The organism is Leptospira selangorensis (genome assembly GCF_004769405.1).
Lineage (GTDB): Bacteria > Spirochaetota > Leptospiria > Leptospirales > Leptospiraceae > Leptospira_B > Leptospira_B selangorensis.
The window spans coordinates 466,591-488,187 of record NZ_RQES01000018.1; the positions used below are offsets into that span (position 1 = coordinate 466,591).

Below are 21,597 nucleotides of genomic sequence, written 5' to 3' on the forward strand. Positions count from 1 at the left end.
ACCTAAAATTTAGGAACACAAAATTGATATTTGATTCTTCTGATAAGCGGATCGCTGTAGTAGGTGATATACACGGATTCTGGACCTGGGTCGACACCGAATACTTTTCTAAAAGTAATTATGATTCTGTGATATTTACCGGCGATCTCGGAAACAATCGACCGGGGAATACAAACAAGATCGCCCAATTGATCTCTAAAGTTCGGAAACCAAAGTATATCATTTTAGGAAATCATGATACTACTTCTATCCCTCAATTACTAATGGAGATTGCGAACGCTTCACCTAACATTGGTTACTTAAGTCATACATTTCATCTTCTTAGATACAAAAAGTTACTTAAAGACCTGGGCGATTCTCATATTTGCCAGTATAATCTTTCTCAGGTCGGGCCAAGGATTTCACTGTTAGGGGCTAGAACTCTTTCTATGGGAGCCAGATTTAATTTTCAGTTATTTATTAAATCAGTGTTTGGAATTTCTTCTTACGAAGAATCGGAGAAAAAATTCCATGAATTGATCCAGAACATTGACTTCCAAAAACAAGATCTCATTATTCTTGCTCATAACGGTCCTTCCGGTCTAGGAGACAAGGCTCATGATATTTGGGGTTGCGATTTCAAGAGTGAAGAAGGGGACTTCGGAGATAAGGATCTAGGCAATTTTATCCGAACGATCGCTAACCATGGCAAAAAGCCCAAGGTAGTGATTGCAGGGCATATGCACCATTCTTCCAGAAAATTAAGAGTAAAGACTAGGATTTGGAAAAAGAAAGAAGAAGGTACACTGTATCTAAATCCTGCCAGAGTCCCTCGTATCTTCTCGGACAAGCAAGGAAATATCTGGCACCATCATGTGGAACTGATTAGAAAGAATGGAGATTGGACTGCTGAGGCGAAATATTTGAAGAATGGAGTGGAGGAAATTTTTCCCCTCCCTGAGTTTATAGAGAGGGAGAAAAATCGAATCGAAATGAAAGACTGAATTATTCCGAGAAAGAATCCAGCTTTTGTTTTACTTCCTCGTTTAAAGGCTGCTTTCTGTGGAAGTCGTTCAATAACTTGAGAGCCTCGTCTCTTTTTCCCATATCGGAATAGAGTTCCGAAAGTTCTACCACAGGACGAGGGTCCATCGGGAACTTTTTGTGTAGATCCACATAAATTTCCTCTGCCTTGTCTCTTGCACCTTTCATCTTCAATGAAGAAGCTTTTCCAAGAAGTGCGAAATAATCCTCACCTTCTGAAAGAATTCTATTAAAACATTCTAATGCTTTATCGAATTCTCCCATACCTCTTAAACTATCCGCATATCTGTTGATGATAAGTTTATTGTCAGGATCGAATTCCAAAATTCTTTCCCAGAATTCATTTGCTTTGCGGAAATCTTTTTTACCACGATAAGATTCTGCCAATCCGTATAATGCGAAGAAGTTCCTTGGGTCTAGATCCGCAGCTCTGCGATAATAACGAATTGCTTCATCAAAGTCTTTGATCTTACGATAGCTGTTTCCTATCTCGGTAAGGATCTTGATATTATCCGGTTGGATAACTAACAGTTTTTCCCACCAGCTGATCGCATCCTTATATCTTTGGCAGGCAAAGAATAAATGCCCCAAACCTACGATCACATACTGATCCTTAGGATTGATCTGCAATGCCTGCATATAATATACTTCTGACTCTTTGAAGTTTTTGAGTTTTCTATGAGCGTCCGCAACTCTACTTAAAATAGATGCGTCGGTGATAGTAATATGCCTGTATTCTTCCGCTACTTCGATGACCCGATTGAGTAGGTTCATTTCTCGATAGCAGTTCATAAGTCCCATCAGGGAAAACTTATTGGATGAATCTTCTTTGATACATCTGTTATAAAAATCCAGAGCCTGTCTGAATTCCTTTCGTTTAAAATGAAGGTCTCCCATCCCGACTAAACCGTAGGTATTACTCGGTTCTTTAGCCAGAAGTTCCTTCAATTTAGATTCGGCCTTGTCCCATTGTCTGCTATCCAGAAAACGGTAGGCTTCTTTTGCTAAACTTTTGATTTGAGCAAAATGTGAATCTTCTTCTTCCTTTCCTGCTTGGGGTTTTTCAATAGGCTCGTTCATAGGACCGAAGTTCCTTTTTAAATTTAGAAAGAAGATCTGGGAGATTCTTCATTCAATTTTTTATTTAATATTACTTTGACGGATGAGTAAAGGTTTTCCTTGGTACTAAATCCGTAAAGAAAATTTGAAATTGGAAAAAAAGAGAGAAATGGCGGTTTGCAGTGCATAAAATAATACGAAAGTTATAGTCCATTCTTCCTTCTTGACAGGGCCCTTACTTCGCATGGAATGGATTCTAACGAGGGAAAGATGCCGAAAACCGAAGCAAAAATCTCCGGTGCCCGCTTGATGGTCGAACTCCTGGAAGAATACGGAGTGGATATCGTCTTCGGATATCCTGGCGGAGCAATTCTGCCATTTTACGACGAATTATATAAAAGTACTAAAATTAAACATATCCTAGTCCGCCACGAACAAGGTGCTATCCATATGGCAGAAGGGTATGCTCGTTCTACAGGTAAGCTTGGGGTATGTATCGCTACTTCCGGTCCTGGAGCTACGAACCTTGTGACCGGACTTACAGATGCAAAACTAGACTCGGTTCCTATTCTTGCAATCACCGGACAGGTCGCAACCAACGCAATCGGGACGGATGCTTTCCAAGAAGCTGATATTTATGGGATCACTATCCCGATTACAAAATACAATGCACTTATAAAGTCGGCAGATGATATCGCTAGACATTTTCAAGAGGCGACCTTAGTCGCTTTAGGCGGAAGACCTGGTCCAGTTCTTTTGGATTTTCCGAAGGATGTTCAGACTGAACTCACTTCCGTTCGTAAAGTAGATAAACTTAAAATAGATTCTAGGCATTATCAAAAACCACCGATCGGTGGAGATCTAGATTCTTTCGCGGCTGCATTGAATAAGGCAAAACGTCCTCTTCTCTATGTGGGAGGAGGAGCGATCAATGCAAATGCTTCCAAGGAGATCCGAGAGCTTGCGGAGAAGGGGAATATTCCTGTTACCACAACTCTTATGGGGATAGGAGCATTTCCCGGAACTCACCAACTTTCGGTCGGGATGCTCGGGATGCACGGAACAGCTTACGCAAACAAGGCTGTATTAGAATGTGATTATATTCTAAACTTGGGAGCTAGGTTTGACGACCGTGTCGCTAAGCCGGGTGAATTTGCGGAGAATGCTATACGCGCTCATATCGATATAGACACTGCGGAATTTAATAAAAGGGTCTCCGTAGATTATCTTTTACACGGAGATCTGAAAGAAGTCCTAAAGGCGCTTATTCCAAAAGTAAATAAGGTAGATCGCCCGGAATGGGTCGGATTCTTAGATACATTAAAGAAAAACCATCCATTAGAATTTGATGATTCGACAGATACCATCAAACCTCAGGGGTTCTTGCAGAAATTATACGAAAAGAGTAAGGGGAAGGCAATTGTTTCCACAGATGTGGGACAACACCAGATGTGGGCCGCTCAGTATTATCTTTTTGAAGAGGCGAATCGTTGGCTTACTTCCGGTGGGCTCGGAACCATGGGATACGGATTACCTGCAGCCATCGGAGCTAAATTCGGAAATCCTAAAAACACCGTAATCTGTGTTTCAGGTGATGGTTCCATCCAAATGAATATCCAGGAATTGGCAACCATCGCGATGTACAAGAAAGGGGTCAAGATCCTGATCTTTAATAATAACTTCTTAGGAATGGTCCGTCAATGGCAGGAACTATTCTATGAGGAAAGATTTTCCGAGTCTGAGTGGAATTATAATCCTGATTTCGTAAAATTGGGAGAGGCTTATTCCATAAAAGGATTAAGAATTTCTAATAAATCCGAAATAGATAAGGCGTTGGAATTTTTCTTAGAAGATGATGATGCAAGGATCCTAGAAGTAATGATCCCAGCAGAAGAAAAAGTATTCCCTATGATCCCTGCGGGCAAATCCCAGAAAGACATGATCGAATTTTCCGACACAGTTCGGGCCGGTAAAAAATGAAACATATACTGAAAATTTTGGTAAACAATCATCCGGGTGTGATGAGCCATGTGTCCGGTCTATTTACCAGAAGAAGTTATAATATAGATTCCATAGCGGTAGGGGTTACCCAGGATTCCGAAATTTCGAATATGGTAATCGTAGTTAAGGGAGATGATTCGGTAGTAGAGCAGGTAAAACGCCAACTTCTGAAACTTCCTGATGTGATCGAGGTAGAGGATCTTGCTTATCATGATTGTATAAGCAGAGAACTAGTACTTGTTGTGGTTAAGGTAGAAGATTCAAATCGTACCGAGATCATTTCTATCTGTGAAGTATTCCAGGCAAAGATCGCGGATCTGACTAAGACTACAATGACCATTGAGTTTTCCGGAAATACCAGACAGGTGGAACATTTCCTAGAAATGATGCAGAAGTATGGGATCCAAGAAATCGCTCGTACTGGCCAGATTGCTTTAAAATATAGATCTACCTAATTCTGCTTGGATTTGGCAAATTTTCATAATTAAATCTATTGTTACAAAATTATTACAATTTAATTACAGATAAAATGGACCTTGGAAATTAATTTCCAAGGAAAAACTAACGATCATTCGAAATAAAGTGATCTTATCCGCAGATCGTTTTTCTTTTTTACAATTTCGTATCGGAAAGAATTTTTTTTGTTCCATATTTACGGTTTCCCTATTCTAATTCCCTCCTATGAGTATCAGGGCCCGAATTTCATTATATCTCTCCTTAGTTTTATTTTTAGGTTTCGCAGTGCTCACTGCGATCAATTCGGTGATCTCTTATCGCAGTTTGCATACAGAAATCGAGTCTGGCTCTGCATTAAGCGCAGAAAGATACACTTTTGAAGTGAAAGATTATCTGGATAACGCGATGGGGATGGCCAGAGGTTTCAGAATGCTTCTTATTTTCTCCAATCCTAAGAGAGAAGAAGTAACCAATACAATGTTGGAGATCCTACATCGAAATCCTAAATGGTTCGGAATGTGGGCAGTGTATGAGCCGAACGCGTTTGACGGTTTGGATACTCAATTCAAAAATAAGAGGGGCCATGATTCTACGGGAAGATTTATCAGTTATGTTCATTCTGTGAAATCAGTCACGGATGCTGTGATAGAACCTTCTATCAATTATGAAGCTACGGATGGCACTGGAGATTTTTATCAGATCCCTAAAAAGACAATGGAACCATTCGTAACGGATCCTTATACTTATACTGCCGGCGGAAAACAAGTGCAGATGATCTCTCTTTGTGTTCCTGTAAGTAATGCAGGAAAATTCTGGGGTGTACTTGGAATGGACATCACGACTGCTCAACTGCAAGAGGCAATGGGAAGTATAAAACCGTTTCGTGGTTTAGGATATCTTGCTCTTATATCTCCTAAAGGGATTTATGCTGCGAATGGTGGTGATCCTAGTTTAGTAGGAAAAGTTATTCCTGATGCAGAAGAATTAAAATTAGTCCAGACTAAATCCGAAGAGCATGAACGTTTTACTTATGAATCTGACGGAAATACCCATCACTTCTTTCCATTCAAGATAGGTAAAGGACAGAAACAATGGGTGATGCAGATCAGCATCCCTAATTCCATTTTTGCAAAAGAACTATTTAGCGTACTTCTACAAAATGCTGTTTCTTCTTTGCTCATCGTAAGTATGATAGTAGTCGTTCTTCATTTTATATTCCAAAAATTAATTTCCGCAGGATTATTAAAGGCGATCGGATTTTCGGAAGAGATCGCAAAAGGAAATTTACTCGCTTCCTCGGATTATCACCGTCAGGACGAGATAGGTGCATTATTAGCTGCGATGAATACGATGAGAGAACATCTATTCGGTGTAGTAAAAGAGATCGGATCTTCTACAAATAAGTTAGCCGGAACGGCGGAGAAGATGGCTGTTTCTTCTAGGAATTTCTCGGACGTAGCACAAACCCAAGCTTCTGCAGCGGAAGAATGTTCGGCTGCAGTTGAGGAATTAGCTGCTTCTGCCCAAAACGTTGGTAAGTCCATGCAAAGGGCTGTCTCTAGTATGAGGGAAATTGACGGGAACGTGATTTTACTAAAAGAGCAGATTGCAAGTATCAACGCGGAAATGCAAGGCTTGGTAAGCTTGGCTGCTTCTTCTAAAGACGAGGCCGTTACTGGGGAATCTGCGATGAGTACTTCAAACCGTGCCATGGGTGCGATCGGAGATAGCGCTTCCCGGATTAATGAAATACTTTCTTTGATCACTGAGATTTCCGAAAAAACGAACCTTCTCGCATTAAACGCAGCGATAGAAGCAGCCAGGGCGGGAGAAGCAGGAAAAGGATTTGCGGTAGTCGCAGAAGAGATCGGTAAACTTGCCTCCCAAACTTCCAGTTCTGTACAAGAAATCGGCGGACTTGTAAATTCCACAAATACTGCAGTTTTAGACGGAAACAAAAAAATGGGAGAAGCGTCCCAGATACTACAAAGGATCAAGGAAAGGGTGGATGAATTCGACAAATCCGCTAAGGCTGTTTTGAGTTCCGTTAAAACCCAAGAATCGAATACTAAAGAGATCGCAGAAAGTGCGAATTCTTTGATGACTTTTAGCCTTCAGATTGAAGAGGCAGTGAGTGAGCAAAGAAGAGCAACGGAGGAAATCACCAAAACTATCGTAAATATCTCCGAAGGGACACAGGATATTGCGACAGGTGCGGATGATCTTACTACATTCTCCGGAGATATGCATGGCCAGTCGGAACAATTGTCCAATCTGATCGGAAAATTCAAAGTTAGTTAGAAAGAAAAAAGCGTTCCAAAATTTCTTTCCAATTTCAGAATGGAGCCCTTATGAGTATTCGGCTCCGAATTTCTTTATATATTTCCATCGTTCTATTCACCGCATTCTCTCTGCTTGCGGCTTATAATTCCTATTCTTCTTACCAGAACCTGAGAGAGGAAGTGGAGCAGAGTTCCGATGTCACCGCGGAAAGATGGACCTACGAAATTATGGAAGAGTTGAATACTCTTATGGGTCTGATCCGCGGTTTTCGTTTTCCTTTGATCTATGCTTCTCCTCAGAGAGAGCAGGTGATCCAAACCTTGCAGGAAATTATGAAACGTAACCAAGATTATTTTGGTATGTGGCTTTGTTATGAACCAAACGCGTATGATGGAAAGGATGTATTATACAAGAATAGACCGGGTCACGATGGATCCGGTCGTTTTATTCCTTATTTAAACAGAGCTCGCGCTAAGGATATCGTAGATCTAGAAGCTTTAAGAGATTATAATAATACGGATGGTACAGGGGATTTTTATCAGGTCACTAAGAAGACGGATAAACCTACAGTAGTCGGACCTTATCATTATACGGTTAGTGGTAAAAGTATTCTGATGATCTCTCTTGTTGTCCCGATCAGCGTGCCCGGTCATTTTTATGGCGCGGCAGGTATGGATATAGAGCTGAAAAATTTACAAGAAAGGATCGGGAATAAAAAACCTTTTCGTGGAAAAGGACATATCGCTCTTATCTCTCCTACAGGTTTATATGCGATCAACGGAGAGAATCCTGAATTATTAGGTAAGAAGATCCCGGATGAGAACGAATTAAAACAATACCTGGAAAATGCAAAAGAGGGAAAAAGATTCGTGTATGAGTCGGGTGGAGACACCTCTTATTATTTTCCGTTCCATATAGGAAAGGATCCTAAATTTTGGACCTTGATGGTAAGTATTCCAAATTCAGTATATTATGAAAGTATTGGAGATATTATTCTAAAAGCCGTTCTTTCATCTTTTTTGATCTTAGTCGTTGTATTACTTTCTTTAAATTTAATTTTCGATCGTTTAGTGAGCTCCGGACTTCTGAAAGCGATCGGTTTCTCGGATGAGATCGCTAAGGGAAATTTAACGGTTAAGAATGATTACCCGGTAAAAGATGAGATCGGTACTTTATTCATCTCAATGGACCAGATGAGGGAGAATCTTTTGAATGTAGTCAAAGAGATGAGATCCTCTTCTGAAAAACTGGGAGCTAAATCGGAAGAGATGGCTGTTTCTTCTAGGAACTTTGCGGATATTGCACAGACCCAAGCTTCCGCTGCAGAAGAATCTTCCGCTGCGGTAGAGGAACTTGCTGCTTCTGCGCAAAACGTTGGTAAGTCCATGGAAAAAGCAGTGGAGAATACTAAAGAGATAGACGGAAACTCAATGCGATTGAAAGAACAGATCGTAAGTATTAACCAAGAGATGCAAGGTCTTGTTAATCTCGCAGTAGAATCTAAAAGGCAGGCTGTGACAGGTGAGAACGCGATGTTTGCCTCCACGAATGCAATGGGTGAGATAGGGGAAAGCGCCTCTAGAATTACTGAAATTTTATCAATCATCACTGAAATTTCCGAAAAAACGAACCTTCTCGCATTAAACGCAGCGATTGAAGCAGCTAGGGCCGGAGAAGCAGGAAAAGGATTTGCAGTAGTCGCCGAAGAGATAGGTAAGTTAGCCTCCCAAACTTCCAGTTCCGTACAGGAGATAGGTGAACTTGTAGAATCTACAAATGACGCCGTGATGAACGGTAACTCCAAAGTAGAAGAAGCTTCTCAAATATTAAAAAAATTGAAACAAAGTGTGAATGAGTTCGAAATTTCTGCGAATAAGGTTTTAGTCTCCGTAAAAGATCAGGAGGCCAATACTGGTAGGATCCAATCTAGCTCCAATACCTTAACTTCTTTCAGTATGCAGATAGAAGAGGCAGTTATCGAACAGAAAAATGCTACAAATGAGATCACTAAAACGATTATCAGTATTTCGGAAGGAACCCAGGAGATTGCGGGTGGCGCGGATGATCTTACTACATTCTCGGGTGAAACCCAAATGTTGGCAGAACAACTTTCCAAATTGATAGAAAAGTTTAAAGTGGACTAAGTTATTTATCTGCCAGATCTAAAATTTCAGAATCTAAAAATAGTACCGAGCGGGGATTCCATTGGAAAATGGTTCCATCAAGTGTACATTTTCCTTCTGAGGCTTTTTGTTTTAGTTTAGAAAGGACACTTTCTTTTTTATCGGGAAAATAATCCAAAAAGTATTTTAGATCTATCGGAAGGAATATTCTGAAAAGGGATATTAGAATTTCTTCAAATGGATCTGAAGTTTCATAAGAAGCCGGATCCTTTCCTGTCCCGTTGATATAAGCAGAAGTATTTCTTGGGTTGGAATACCTACCTGAAGGTAAAAATCCATGTGCTCCAGGTCCGATCCCTAAATAATATTCGTAAGTCCAATACTTCATATTATGGCGGGAAAAAAGTCCAGGTTTGGAATAATTGGAGACCTCATACTGTTCAAATCCCTTGGATCTCAAAAAATCCGGCAGATCTTCTAGGATTTTTTCCTGCATATCTTCGGAAGGTGGAAGGGCATTTCCCGCAGAAACTTTTCTGCTATATTCAGTTCCTTTTTCTACAGTGAGTGCGTAAATACTGATATGAGAAACTCCTGAGGCTAAAACAGAATTTGCATCTTCATAAAATTCTTTTTCCGTTTGTCCTGGAACTCCGAACATCAGATCCGCACCATAATTTTTTATTTTAGAAGTTTGTAATGCTTCTAAGGTTCTGGTATAAGTTTCCGGGTCGAAATATCTATCTAGAAATTTTAGATTTTTTGGAAGAAAGGACTGAATGCCTACATGAACTCTATTTATTCCCGCTTCATATAATCCCTGTAAATATTCCGGGGTTACATCTTCCGGGTTACATTCTAATGTGATCTCTGAATTCGGAGAAAGATCTAAATTATCTTTTAGAAATTTTATAAAATCCGCATATCGTGAATAGGATGCTTTAGAAGGAGTTCCTCCGCCGAAAAACAGACTATCAAAAACAAGGTCGCGATAGTTGGAAAAATTTTTGAGTCTGAGTAAAGCTTCTTCTTTATATTTGGAGAATAAACTTTCTTCCAAAGGAGAAGGTTCTAGTCCTATCCCTTCCGAATAAAAATCACAATAGCTACATTTGTGAACGCAGAATGGATAATGTACATAAATTCCCGGTCTGTTTGTTTTTTGTATGACCGGGAGTTTTGTTTCCAAATTATTTTGTATTTTTAGTTACCGAATCTTCTTCCGTTTCTGTGGACGCAGAAGATTTTTTGGGATTCGGTTTTAAGATCAGATCTACGAGTGGGATTTCGTTCTTTCTGTCCAATACTGAATACAATAATGCCTTTTTGGATTCCGGGGTAGGGGAAAAAGAAAATAATATTTTCAGATTCGATGCATCCGGTAGATCCAAGAATGGAGTTCCATAATGAAGGCAAACGATCTCTGCTTCCGGGAATTTTTGAGCAAGAGACGCCGCTAAATCCAATTCAGTTTGGGTGAATGAATTCAAAACTGCTCGTTTTACTTCTTTCTTTTCTAATTTTTTGCGAAGGTTAGCAAGATCCGAATTTGGAATATCGCGGGATCTTAGATCGGAAAGAAATTCCTCTCCCTTTAAATAGAAAACTGTATTTTCGATAGATACATATTCAGGAAGGAATGTTTTAGGAAAGGAAACAATCGCCTTTCTGCTAACATCTCTGTTTAGAGTTTCTTGGTAATATTGGGAGAATAAATTTTCCCTATTTTTATCTTGTTCTGCAAAATGATTTTTTAATACTTCAGGAAGTTCTTTCGGAAATATAGAACTCGCTCTTCCGTTTTTAGGACCATCTGCAAACTCGGTAATAATTCCGTATTTTAGTTTATAATAAATTTGTCTTTTGACTGCTTCTTTTAGAAGATCTTTTCCTTCTCTTACTAAGGTTCCTTTTTTATAAGCCTTCAAGATCTGGTCTCTCATGGATTGAGTAGTTGGACCCCAGCTAGTCATTAATATAATATCTGCACCAGCAATTAATGCCAAAACACCCGGATCTTCTTTTTGGTAATGTTCATCTATCGCGTCCATTTCCATTGCGTCTGTGATGATAAGTCCTTGGTATTGGAATTCTTTGCGAAGTAAATCTCCCAAAATTTTAGAAGAAAGTGTAGCGGGGAAGTTCGGATCAATCTTTGGATACACTATATGCGCGCTCATGATTGCATCCGCTCCGTTTTGGATAGCAGTTTGGAATGGAATCAGTTCGAAACTTTTCAGTTCTTCCAATGTTTTTTCTATTTTAGGAAGTCCTAAATGGCTATCCACATTGGTGTCCCCATGTCCCGGGAAATGTTTGATTACAGGAATAGAACCGCCTAGTCTTGCTCCTTCTTCATAAGAAACTCCTGCGTTTAATACGGTTTCTAAATTACTTCCTAATGATCTTGTATTGATGACCGGGTTGAATGGATTATTATTGATATCCATATCAGGAGCGAATAAAAAGTTCAGTCCCAGTTTTCTCAATTGGTAAGAAGTGACAAAGCCTACTTTTTTGGCCATGTCCTTGTCTTTGGTTTGGCCAAGTGCCATTGCTCCAGGAAATTGGGTCACTCCGTCTTTCACTCGGATCACTCTTCCGCCTTCTTGGTCTACGGAGATGAGTAATGGTAATCCAGTATTTTCTAATGCACTTGTTTGTAGATCCTTGTTCAAAGATTTGATCTCTGATTTGGAACCTAAGTTTCTTCCGAATAGGATGACTCCACCAGGTTTGATGGTCTCGATTTCTTTTTTAGCGATCGGATCCAGAACGGTTCCAGGGATCGCAACATGGATTACCTGTCCTACTAATTCTTCCGGGCTAAGTTTGGAAGTAATCTCCTCAGCTTGACGAAGCATTCCTTCTTGGATTTCCTGGGCTTGGAGTTCACTTCTGAATTGGCCCAACCAAAAGAATAAGAAGAGTAAGAACGCGGCAGTAATGCCAACAACTAGTAACCGTTTGAACATACTTACTAGATCCCAATCGGTTGCGTATTCGTAAAGCAGAACTTGAAGCGCCCAGTTTTTGGGACCTTGGTTGGATGAAATGGGTCAGATTGTAGATAGGAGAAAAAATGAGCCGTTTATCATATTATGGATTTTTCAGTATTTTAGTAATCTTTTCTTTCGTTGTTTCTTGCAATAAAGAAGGGACCGAACAAGAACCAAAGGTCTCTCCTAAGATGGAAACAAAAACGAACGGCAAAAAAATCCTATTCTTCGGAGACAGTTTGACTGCAGGTTACGGCTTGGATGGACCGGAAGAATCTTTTGTTCACTTAGCTTATTTGGAGCTCCAGAAAAAGTATCCGGATCTGGAATATGTAAATGCAGGCGTGAGCGGGGACACAACTTCCGGAGGACTTGCAAGATTAGATTGGGTTTTAAACACAAAATATGATGTGTTCGTTTTGGAACTCGGGGCAAACGATTCTTTAAGAGGACTTCCTACAAAGATGACGGAGGAGAATCTTACTCGGATTATTCGGGAGGCCAGGATCAAATATCCTTCTATTAAAATTCTGTTAATCGGCATGAGAACACTTCCGAATATGGGGCCTCAATACGCAAAAGAATTTGCGGCTCTATTTCCTAAGGTTGCGAAAAAGGAAAAAACAGAGTTTATGCCATTCTTACTGGAAGGAGTTGCCGGAGACAGAAGGTTAAACCAAAACGATGGGATCCATCCCACAGCAGAAGGCCATAAGATACTCTCCAAACATCTGGTTCCTTATTTGAACAAACTATTGAAATAGTTCGACCTTCCAATCATATAAACTGCTTCTAATATCGTAAATGCTTGCTTTCTGATTTCGGATAGGAGATAACTCCTTCCTGGGACAGGGGCAGGAAATGGTACGCCAACATTATAGATCATGTACTTTATGCGAAGCTATGTGCGGACTCAGACTAGAGATAGAGGACGATATAGTAGTCGCAGTTAGAGGTGACAAAGAAGATAAGTTTAGCAGAGGTCATCTCTGCGCCAAAGGACCTGAACTTAAAAATTTATATGAGGATCCTGATAGACTTAAATTTCCTTTAAAACGTACAGAGAAAGGATGGGAGAAGGTAGACTGGGTCACGGCCCTCACTGATATCGCTACAAAACTTGTAGAGATCCAAAATAAGTACGGAAACGATTCAATCGCAGTATATAGCGGAAACCCAAGTGTTCATAATTATGGTTCCATGTTATTCGGCCAAAGGTTTATAGGACGTTTAAGAACTAAAAATAATTATTCTGCAACTTCTGTAGATCAACTTCCTCACCAATTACTTTCTTATTGGATGTTCGGTCACCAATTACTTGTCCCAATCCCTGATATAGATAGAACCAATTTCTTTTTAATCTTAGGCGGAAATCCATTTGCATCCAACGGAAGTTTAATGACTGTTCCGGACGTAAAAAAGAGATTAAAAGAGATCCAGGAAAGAGGTGGGAAATACGTAGTTATAGACCCGAGAAAAACCGAAACAGCAGTTCATGCAGACGAACATCATTTTATTCTGCCAGGAACGGACGCATTCTTCCTTCTTTCCATTATAGATGTATTATTTACGAAAAACTTAACTAAGAAAAATTCTCTGATCAAAGAAGAAGATTTACTAAAATTAAGATCTATTGCCTCACAGTATCCTGCTTCTGAAACGGAAAAACTGACCGGGATCTCCGCAGAAACTGTGGAAAGGATCGCATTAGAATTTTCGAAAGCTTCCGGTGCGGTATGTTATGGTCGCGTAGGAGTTTCTACACAGGCATTTGGTGCGCTTTGCCAATGGCTTATCAATTCTATCAACTGTATCACAGGAAATATGGACTCGGTAGGAGGTGCAATGTTTACACTTCCTGCGGTGGACATGATAGATCCAAAAGGAGTGATGAAAAGTTCGCCTGGAAGTTTTCATACGTACGGTTCAAGAGTCAGGGATTTACCTGAATTTAATGAAGAATTACCGGTCGCAGCACTTGCTGAAGAAATTTTGACTCCTGGACAGGGGCAGGTCAAGGCGCTTGTCACTTCTGCAGGAAATCCTGTTTTATCTACACCAAACGGTTCTCAATTGGAGAAAGCAGTCTCTAATCTGGAATTTATGGTAAGTGTGGATTTTTATTTAAATGAGACCACTAAACATGCTCATTATATTCTTCCACCAAGTTCTGCCTTGGAACATGATCATTACGATTTAGTATTTAATGTTTTTGCGGTACGAAATACTGTCAGATACAACCAATCTGCATTTGAACCCGAAGCGGGGATGTTGCACGATTGGGAAATTTTTTCGGATCTGACCAAAAGAATAGAACTTTTGAAATCTGAAAAACCTCTTCCTAAAGAACTGATCAAAACTAAGATCACTCCTTCTGCGATCATTGATCATGCTTTGAAGTCAGGACCTTATGGAGAAAAATCAGGATCTTCCGTTGGAATGAGTTTGGAACTTCTGAAAAACAGTCCTCATGGGGTAGATCTTGGTGCGTTGAAGTCATGTTTTCCAGAAAGGCTTTGGACGGAAGATAAGATGATCCGACTTGTTCCTAAGGAAGTAGTTTCCGATTTAGATCGATTGGCCAAATACGGACAAAAACTTCTTTCCGACAAAAAAGAGAATGGTCCGTTCTTATTGATAGGAAGAAGACATTTAAGAAATAATAATTCATGGATGCATAATCTTCCAAAACTAATGACTGGAAAAGATAGATGTACACTCATGATCCATCCGGAGGATGCGAACTTACTCGGTATTAAAGAAGAGGAGGAAGTTCTCGTAGAATCTAGAGTAGGTGGAATACGGCTACCTGCCGAGATCACGGATGAAATGATGAGAGGAGTGGTGAGTATTCCTCATGGATTCGGACATGCAAAAGAGGGAGTTTCTCTTCAAGTTGCCTCCAAATTTGCCGGTTCGAGTATCAATGATCTAACCGACGATCAGGTTCTGGATGAACTTTCCGGAAATGCAGCGTTTAGCGGTATTCCGGTTTCTTTAAGTAAAAGGTCCGCTTAAGTTCGAAACAAATCCGCCTGGGGATCCTAGGCGGGTTTAAAATTTAATTTTTGTCGTAAGCTTCTTGTAGTTTAGATATTTCTATCTTATACATTTGTAACATTGCTTGAGTAACTCTCTGTGCCTTCTCTTGGTTTTTATCATATAAATATTTTTCCAAGATAGGCGGGATAATCTGCCAGGACAGACCGAACTTATCTTTTACCCAACCACAAGGTTGTTTGGCTCCGCCTACAGAAAGTTTTTCATATAGATCATCTATTTCTGCCTGGGTTTCTGCACTGATATAGATGGAGAATGCTTCTGTAAATTTGAAATGAGGACCTCCGGTAAAAGCCAAAAATTTTTGACCTTCTATCTCGAATTTGGCGGAAGCCATTTCCCCGCCTAATTTAGTAAGATTTTCTATTTTCATATTTTTGAATATGCCTGAATAGAATTGGAGTGCTTCTTCTAAACCTTTATCGAACATTAAAAACGGAATTGCCTTTTGCATATTTTTATCCTTTACGTTTTAGGAATATAAACCCACCCAACCAGGAGAGAGGGATAGAAATTACGATTAGTCCGATAGAATACCAAGCAGGTCCTTGGTCTCCCATTTGGATATGACCCAAGGTGCTCGCTATCGTACCGATTACACCTAATGTAATCACGTGTCCGATCGGACTATGAGGAGCAAGTTTTGCTGTAAAATATCCTCCTAAAATCGCAAGAGCCAAACGGTAAGAGCTTGCGAGAAGGAATAAACTATCCGACATTCTTTCTCCCATTGGAGGATAACAATTTGTGATATGTAGTACCGCGTCGATAGCTATAGCCGGTATTACATTGATCAGGATACCGGTAAAAACGGCTCCTATACTTTTTAAGATAGAAATTGTTTTTAGGCTCATGATTATTTTTTTCCTTCCAGAATTAGAGTATCCAGTAAAGTTTCCAGGCGATTATAACTTTGAGAAGCTCCGCCTTCCATTGGAGATTTGACTACTGTATCTCTTCCTTCTTTGGTTTCGTATTGAATGTTGATCGTAACAAATGTTTTGCCGGATTTTTCGACAAACGTAGTCGTGAGCAAAGCTTCTCCAGGATACCATGCCTCATCAAAAGATTCAGTTTGAACGAGTCTGTCCGGTCCTGAAATTTCCTTATAAGTTCCTCCTGCTCCCATTGTAGATCCGTCTTTTAGATATTTCCAAACATATCTATATTTTCCGCCAACTTTCAGATCTACTGTGCATACATCCAAACTCCAACCGTCCGGACCGTATAACCAACGTTTGATTAATTCAGGTTTTGTAAAACAGTCGAATACCAGATCTTTATCCGCATTAAACTCGCGGGTCATTACGATTTCCCTGTCTCCTTTAGCCTCTACCTTTAAGGTTCCAACAAAGCTGCTCATTCTATTCTCCTTTTTTATTCTTACGTTTTGGGGAAGGTCGTTTAGAAAGTTTTAATTCTTCTATAAGTGAATCCAATTGATTGAATCTTCCTTCCCAGAATTTCCTATAATTTTCCAACCATTCGGTAGCTTCTTCCAATGGTTTAGCTTCTAATTTGCGTAATCTTTTTTGGGCATCCTTGATCCCCGAGATGAGTCCTGCTTTTTCCAAAACCTTTAAATGTTTAGAAATTGCGGGTTGGCTCATGGAAAATGGTTTTGCCAAATCCATTACGGAAACCTCTCCATTCGCTAAACGTGATAGGATTGCCCTTCTTGTAGGGTCTGAGAGGGCTGCAAATGTAGCATCCAATCTGGCCGACTGATTAAGTGCATGATTCATATTTTATATAACCATATGGTTATATATTTAAAATAAGCAAGTACTTTTTAGGAAATTATTTTCGAATTCGTTTGTAGTTAAGAATGTGACAAAGAGGGATTATGGGGCAGATTTCAGTTCATATTTTGGCATTTAACGAAGTAGAAGTTTTGGATCTTTCCGGTCCCTACGAAGTGTTTTCCATCACCGAGAATGAAAATAAGGAAAAATTATTCAAAGTTTCTATAGTTGCGGAGAAGAAGGAGCTACTACATGCAAGGAATCGCTTTCCGGTTTTTCCTCATCTTACGATCGAAGAATCAGGCGTTCCGGATATTTTAATTATCCCGGGTGGATACGGAGCAGAAGAAATTGAGATCCATAATAAGAAGTTACTAAGCTGGATCAAAGAAATGGAACCTAAAGTAAAGATCTTAGCTTCTATATGCACTGGTGCGTTTTTACTCGCAGAGGCGGGAATTTTAGATGGAATGGAAGTTACCACTCATTGGATGGACCAAGAGACTTTGCGCAAGAATTACCCCAAGATCAAAAAAGTAGTCCATGAAAAATTTATAGATCATGGACATATTCTGACTTCAGGAGGAGTTTCCAGAGGAATTTTGATGTCACTACATATAGTGGAGAGGTTAGTAGGCAAGAAGATCGCAGAGTTTACTGCGAGAAGAATGGAATTTGATCCTTATCTTTAATTAGCGGAAAATGGGAAAATACAAAAGTTACAAATTTAGATCCCAATCCTTTTTTGTAGATTCGCTCATGGTAATCTTGAAAGTGATTGTTTTATTAGTTTTTATAAGCTATTTTTCCGAGGCAGGTGCAGTTACTTTTGCAATTTTTCTACTAATCTCCTTCGCTTCCATACGAGCTATTGTTTGGTTTTTTAGTCCGAATTTAGAGATCATGATTACTGATGAAAATCTCCTATATAAGCTGTATTCAAAAAATCGAATTTTATCTTCAGGAAGTATTAGTAAAGATGAAATCAAATCCATGTATTTTCAATATTATCAATTAATAAGTACAATAGCGTTTGAAACTACCTCAGGAAAAGTAATTTGGTTTGAATGTTACGGGTGGGATAAGTATGCCTTAGAGGAAATTAAGGAAAAATTAAATGGTAAGAGAAACAGTTTCTTGCCACGTTGAGTCGGATTGTCTTTCTTTCGTCTTTTGTTCCAATCCGGAACGGTTTATATAATAGCAGGTGTATTTGCTTATTCTGTAATGTAAATATAATGGGAAAACCTATATCTTTCGAGAGAAATTATCGTATTTAAAAAATCTCTTATAGGGCCAATATTTTTCTTCCACCTTGTAGTGAATAAGCAGTAAGTCCTGCTTCTTTTAGAATTTTAGCCGCTTTTTTAGATCGAATTCCTGATTCACAAATCGTAATATAGATTTTTTCTTTCGAAAAACTTAATGCTGTGTTTATGGAGAGTTCGGAAAGGGGGGAAAATATTGAATTTCCAATAGGAGTTTCTTTTCTTTCTTCTGATTCTCGTACATCGAGTAGAATGTATTTTGGGTCCTTCTTCCATTCTTTCCAATCTTTTAGATCGATCTCATCTCTGAATGTTTCTTCTCTTTTGCCGGAACCGCATTCAGAACAATTCGGATCCGCTTCTAAAAAAGTTTCATATAGAAGGGGAGACTCCCATTCCAATTGGAATGCGGAATGAGTCGGAGATTTTTCAGGAAAAAGCAGATATTGGATCGCAAAAGAAGCTTGGTATAGACCTGCAATCGCAGTTTGTACACCTAACACTCCTCCATCTTCGCAGGAAAGAAGTTCGGATCCTTCTAAATTCGGATACAAACATTTATAACAAGGTTTTCCATGAGGAGAGAAGATCGCTACTTGTGCGCTTGTCCTAAAAACGGAAGCTGCTACGAGAGGTTTAAAATTTTGGATACAAAATCGGTTGATTGTATATTTGGCTTGGATCTGGTCCGTACAATCCAAAACTATATCCCAATTTTTGAATATACTTGGATCTATTCTTTCGGAAAAAATTTCAGTGAATGTTTCTATTTGAATACCGGGGACCCTTGCTTGTATATATTCCTTGGTAGTATCCGTTTTTTTTCTGCCAATATCGGAAAGAGTGAATGCCGTTTGCCTGTGAAGGTTGCTTAATTCTACGGTATCAAAATCCCAAAGTCCGATCCTTCCCACTCCTGCAGTTGCTAGATGTAAGGAAGCAGGGGAGCCCAAGCCCCCAAGTCCGATCACCAATGCTGATTTTTGGAGAAGTCCATTTTGACCGGATTCTCCTAAAAACGGCAGTTTAGTTTGTCTGGAAAAATACTTTTTCTGTTCCGGACTCATCTAAAGAAAGGATCTTATATTTTCGCATCCCCGACAAGACTTTTTAATTGGCTTTCATAAGCGTCCGGGTATGGTAAGCTTGGACATCGTGGATGCTTACGGTCGAAAATTCGAAGTGCTTAGGGTGAGTGTTACATCCTCTTGCGGCTTCGGCTGTGTGTATTGTGCTCCCGGCACTGCGTTAAATGGAGAAGGTGCAAACGGTTCTTTTTTAAGCGCTGAACTTCTTCATAAAAATATCCTTCTTCTTTCCCGTAAAATTTTTATCAAAGAGATTCATTTAACAGGTGGAGAGCCAACTCTTCATAAGGATCTTCCTAATCTTGTTAAGGTGGCTAAAGAGGAGAAGATCCCAAATATCGCACTTACCTCTAACGGATTTTTCAGAGATGGTCTTATCCGAGATCTGAAACTTGCGGGTCTTGATAGAATGAACTTCTCCTTGGATTCACTTTCTCAGGAATCTTTTTCTCTCATCTCCGGCAAAAATCTTCCTGTAATTCGTTTATTAAATAGGATAGAAGAAGCCATCCAAGAAGGACTCGAAGTTAAACTCAATTGTACCGTATTAAAAGGTTATAATGAAGAGCAGATCCGCCCGATTCTTCGTTGGGCGGGAGAAAGAAATCTTCCGATCCGTTATTTGGAATTAATGAAGATGGGACCTCTTAGGACAAAACATTCCGAATTATTCTTTTCCGCTGCAAAGATGAAAGAAGAGTTGGGTTTAGAATTTAATTTTGAACCTGAGATCACGCCGATCGAGTCCACCGCAAAATATTATCGCACTTCTGAAAATTATAGATTCGGGATCATTGCAAATCATACGGAACCTTTCTGCGACGGTTGTAACCGTCTTAGGATGGATCATCTGGGAAAAATTTACGGATGTTTAAGCGATTTTCGTTCATTCCCAGTTTCGGAAGATGAGTCTGAGTTGGAGAATTCTTTAGATCTTGCAATGAAGACCAAAAAAAACGAGTTTACCGGAAGTGAACTTTCTATGAAATATATAGGCGGATAGATGGATATTCAACTTTTGTTTTTTGCCGCAGTGAAAGATCATTTTCCCGATCTCAAAAAAATAGAAGTCTCAGAAGGAGATTCTATTGTCCATCTTCGTAAAATTCTTACTAATACAAATCCGGATTCGGAATCTATTTTAAAAGTGAGTAGATTTGCAGTAAACCAATCCATCGTAGGCGATGATTTTGTCTTAAGGGAAGGTTCAGTGGTAGCAGTACTTCCTCCTTCCAGCGGTGGTTGATATGTCCGTTTTAGAAACTTATTCTCATATATCTTCTTCTCCCATTTTTGTTTCTTCAGAGTTACCTGATATTCCTGAGATGGGCGGTTTTGTGGTGTTTTCAGGGATTGTTCGAAATCTAAACGAAGGGAAGAAGGTGACTCATCTGGAATACGAAGCCTACGCTCCTATGGCAAACGAGATGATCTCGAATATTCTTGCAGATGCTTGCAAAAAATGGGACCTTCTTCATGCAAACTGTATACATAGAGTCGGAAAATTAGGAATTTCAGAGATCGCAGTGATCGTGGAAACAGGATCGGTACATAGAGCAGAAGCATACGAATCCAATCGTTATATCATAGACCGGGTAAAACACGAGGTCCCGATTTGGAAAAAGGAATTTTATTTTGACGGTTCTTCCCAATGGTCGAAGGGCTGTGTACATGAGAGCCACTGATTCCGTTGGGATCGTACTTGCAGGTGGAAAAAGTTCTAGAATGGGAAGGGATAAATCCTTCTTATCCTTAAATAGCCGAAAATTCTTTCTTATAGAATCTTATAAAAAGCTAAAATTCCTATGTAAGAATGTATTAGTTTCCATTCGAGAAGAACAAAGAGAAGAATATTCCAAACATATTCCTAACGAATTTCTGGTTTCCGATTCTATTCCAAATATAGAAGGCCCGTTACAAGGTATTTTCAGTTCTTTCCTTCTTTTCCAAAACGATCCTAATATAAAGAATTTTTTAGTCTTAGCGGTTGATCTTCCTTATATGAGGACCAAAACTTTAGCCAGATTATATTCTAAAAAGGAAATGGTCGGTTCGGGAGTTTTTTACCAAACGGAAGAAGGAGTCGAACCGTTATGCGGTCTTTATTCTTCCGAGTATCTACGTTTTTTATTCCAAGAATTCGAAAAAGGAGTCTTAAACTCCGTTTCTCCCAAAATTTTAGTCCAACGAGGAAATCCTAGTCTTTTGGATATTCCGGAAATGGAAAAATCCTCCTTTATTAACCTAAATTCTCCCGAGGATCTAAACCTTCCAAAGTCCTAAGAGCCTGTCCCAAAAGGTCCAGGCTCTTGAAGCCCGCATGGGCGGACTATAAGTTTCCGATCAAAAACCGATTTACATGGGGTTCCGGAGAGAAAACATGGTTCTACCAACCATGCGGGAATAGCTCAGTGGTAGAGCACCTCCTTGCCAAGGAGGGGGTCGCGGGTTCGAATCCCGTTTCCCGCTTACAGAAGTCGTCCTCCGCCTTC

General features: G+C 39.6%; 22 protein-coding genes and 1 tRNA gene. 14 read left to right on the top strand and 9 right to left on the bottom strand.

The features are described 5' to 3' along the window. Positions 1-23 precede the first annotated feature (23 nt). Positions 24-983, top strand: coding sequence for a metallophosphoesterase (locus tag EHO58_RS14615; RefSeq protein WP_135680399.1), 960 nt, complete (start codon positions 24-26; stop codon positions 981-983). Position 984: 1 nt separating this feature from the next. Here the strand turns inward: EHO58_RS14615 and EHO58_RS14620 are convergent, their stop codons facing one another. Further along, a complete protein-coding gene (locus tag EHO58_RS14620; RefSeq protein ID WP_135626183.1) occupies positions 985-2,103 on the bottom strand; it encodes a tetratricopeptide repeat protein in 1,119 nt (372 codons plus the stop codon). Between the two features lie 249 nt (positions 2,104-2,352). Here EHO58_RS14620 and ilvB point away from each other — a divergent pair, with 249 nt between their 5' ends. Next, positions 2,353-4,062, top strand: coding sequence for a biosynthetic-type acetolactate synthase large subunit (gene ilvB, locus EHO58_RS14625; RefSeq protein ID WP_208728815.1), 1,710 nt, complete (start codon positions 2,353-2,355; stop codon positions 4,060-4,062). Continuing rightward, a complete protein-coding gene (gene ilvN, locus EHO58_RS14630; RefSeq protein ID WP_135626185.1) occupies positions 4,059-4,538 on the top strand; it encodes an acetolactate synthase small subunit in 480 nt (159 codons plus the stop codon). The genes ilvB and ilvN overlap by 4 nt, the downstream gene beginning before the upstream one ends. A 63-nt stretch (positions 4,539-4,601) precedes the next feature. Here ilvN and EHO58_RS19800 read toward each other — a convergent pair whose 3' ends face one another. Continuing rightward, positions 4,602-4,733, bottom strand: coding sequence for a hypothetical protein (locus tag EHO58_RS19800; RefSeq protein WP_280101466.1), 132 nt, complete (start codon positions 4,731-4,733; stop codon positions 4,602-4,604). A gap of 31 nt (positions 4,734-4,764) precedes the next feature. Here EHO58_RS19800 and EHO58_RS14635 point away from each other — a divergent pair, with 31 nt between their 5' ends. Together EHO58_RS14635 and EHO58_RS14640 are read left to right on the top strand one after the other, a co-directional pair. Then, complete coding sequence (locus EHO58_RS14635; protein WP_135680401.1) at positions 4,765-6,840, top strand: methyl-accepting chemotaxis protein; 2,076 nt, start codon at positions 4,765-4,767, stop codon at positions 6,838-6,840. A 50-nt stretch (positions 6,841-6,890) separates the two neighbouring features. Then, complete coding sequence (locus EHO58_RS14640) at positions 6,891-8,966, top strand: methyl-accepting chemotaxis protein (RefSeq protein ID WP_135680402.1); 2,076 nt, start codon at positions 6,891-6,893, stop codon at positions 8,964-8,966. A 1-nt stretch (position 8,967) separates the two neighbouring features. On the opposite strand, the gene hemW is transcribed toward EHO58_RS14640, so the two are convergent. Together hemW and EHO58_RS14650 are read right to left on the bottom strand one after the other, a co-directional pair. After that, positions 8,968-10,134 carry a radical SAM family heme chaperone HemW gene (gene hemW / locus EHO58_RS14645; protein ID WP_135680403.1) on the bottom strand — a complete coding sequence of 389 codons (1,167 nt, stop codon included), beginning with the start codon at positions 10,132-10,134 and terminating at the stop codon, positions 8,968-8,970. 1 nt (position 10,135) lies between these two features. Next, positions 10,136-11,920 (bottom strand): glycoside hydrolase family 3 protein, encoded by a 1,785-nt coding sequence (locus tag EHO58_RS14650; protein ID WP_135680404.1) that lies wholly within the window; start codon positions 11,918-11,920, stop codon positions 10,136-10,138. A 107-nt stretch (positions 11,921-12,027) separates the two neighbouring features. On the opposite strand from EHO58_RS14650, the gene EHO58_RS14655 reads away from it, so the two are divergent. Together EHO58_RS14655 and EHO58_RS14660 are read left to right on the top strand one after the other, a co-directional pair. Then, positions 12,028-12,708 carry an arylesterase gene (locus EHO58_RS14655; RefSeq protein ID WP_135680405.1) on the top strand — a complete coding sequence of 227 codons (681 nt, stop codon included), beginning with the start codon at positions 12,028-12,030 and terminating at the stop codon, positions 12,706-12,708. Between the two features lie 139 nt (positions 12,709-12,847). Next, a complete protein-coding gene (locus EHO58_RS14660; protein ID WP_425269458.1) occupies positions 12,848-14,962 on the top strand; it encodes a molybdopterin oxidoreductase family protein in 2,115 nt (704 codons plus the stop codon). Positions 14,963-15,005: 43 nt separating this feature from the next. Here the strand turns inward: EHO58_RS14660 and EHO58_RS14665 are convergent, their stop codons facing one another. From EHO58_RS14665 to EHO58_RS14680, 4 genes are read right to left on the bottom strand one after another with little or no spacing between them, the layout of a single operon-like run. After that, positions 15,006-15,458: a VOC family protein gene (locus tag EHO58_RS14665; protein ID WP_135680407.1), complete on the bottom strand. Its 453-nt coding sequence runs from the start codon at positions 15,456-15,458 to the stop codon at positions 15,006-15,008. Positions 15,459-15,462: 4 nt separating this feature from the next. Next, the gene (locus EHO58_RS14670) at positions 15,463-15,858 is read right to left on the bottom strand and encodes a hypothetical protein (RefSeq protein WP_135680408.1); all 396 of its coding nucleotides are present in this window, start codon (positions 15,856-15,858) and stop codon (positions 15,463-15,465) included. 2 nt (positions 15,859-15,860) lie between these two features. Then, positions 15,861-16,367 (bottom strand): SRPBCC family protein, encoded by a 507-nt coding sequence (locus EHO58_RS14675; protein WP_135626193.1) that lies wholly within the window; start codon positions 16,365-16,367, stop codon positions 15,861-15,863. A gap of 1 nt (position 16,368) precedes the next feature. Then, a complete protein-coding gene (locus EHO58_RS14680; RefSeq protein ID WP_135680409.1) occupies positions 16,369-16,749 on the bottom strand; it encodes an ArsR/SmtB family transcription factor in 381 nt (126 codons plus the stop codon). Positions 16,750-16,850: 101 nt separating this feature from the next. Here EHO58_RS14680 and EHO58_RS14685 point away from each other — a divergent pair, with 101 nt between their 5' ends. Together EHO58_RS14685 and EHO58_RS14690 are read left to right on the top strand one after the other, a co-directional pair. Beyond that, a complete protein-coding gene (locus EHO58_RS14685) occupies positions 16,851-17,441 on the top strand; it encodes a DJ-1/PfpI family protein (RefSeq protein WP_135680410.1) in 591 nt (196 codons plus the stop codon). Between the two features lie 10 nt (positions 17,442-17,451). Continuing rightward, the gene (locus EHO58_RS14690) at positions 17,452-17,898 is read left to right on the top strand and encodes a hypothetical protein (protein WP_135680411.1); all 447 of its coding nucleotides are present in this window, start codon (positions 17,452-17,454) and stop codon (positions 17,896-17,898) included. A gap of 139 nt (positions 17,899-18,037) precedes the next feature. Here EHO58_RS14690 and EHO58_RS14695 read toward each other — a convergent pair whose 3' ends face one another. Further along, positions 18,038-19,084: a HesA/MoeB/ThiF family protein gene (locus EHO58_RS14695; protein WP_135680412.1), complete on the bottom strand. Its 1,047-nt coding sequence runs from the start codon at positions 19,082-19,084 to the stop codon at positions 18,038-18,040. A gap of 79 nt (positions 19,085-19,163) precedes the next feature. On the opposite strand from EHO58_RS14695, the gene EHO58_RS14700 reads away from it, so the two are divergent. The 5 genes from EHO58_RS14700 to EHO58_RS14720 all read left to right on the top strand — a co-directional run bounded on the left by EHO58_RS14700 (position 19,164) and on the right by EHO58_RS14720 (position 21,574). Continuing rightward, positions 19,164-20,108 (top strand): radical SAM protein, encoded by a 945-nt coding sequence (locus EHO58_RS14700; protein ID WP_135680491.1) that lies wholly within the window; start codon positions 19,164-19,166, stop codon positions 20,106-20,108. Then, positions 20,109-20,351, top strand: a complete 243-nt coding sequence (locus EHO58_RS14705; protein ID WP_135680413.1) for a MoaD/ThiS family protein — start codon at positions 20,109-20,111, stop codon at positions 20,349-20,351. 1 nt (position 20,352) lies between these two features. Next, a complete protein-coding gene (locus tag EHO58_RS14710; RefSeq protein WP_135680414.1) occupies positions 20,353-20,790 on the top strand; it encodes a molybdenum cofactor biosynthesis protein MoaE in 438 nt (145 codons plus the stop codon). Beyond that, positions 20,777-21,388 (top strand): molybdenum cofactor guanylyltransferase, encoded by a 612-nt coding sequence (locus EHO58_RS14715; protein WP_135680415.1) that lies wholly within the window; start codon positions 20,777-20,779, stop codon positions 21,386-21,388. The genes EHO58_RS14710 and EHO58_RS14715 overlap by 14 nt, the downstream gene beginning before the upstream one ends. A 114-nt stretch (positions 21,389-21,502) precedes the next feature. Then, positions 21,503-21,574: transfer RNA gene (locus EHO58_RS14720), tRNA-Gly, on the top strand. Positions 21,575-21,597 lie beyond the last annotated feature (23 nt).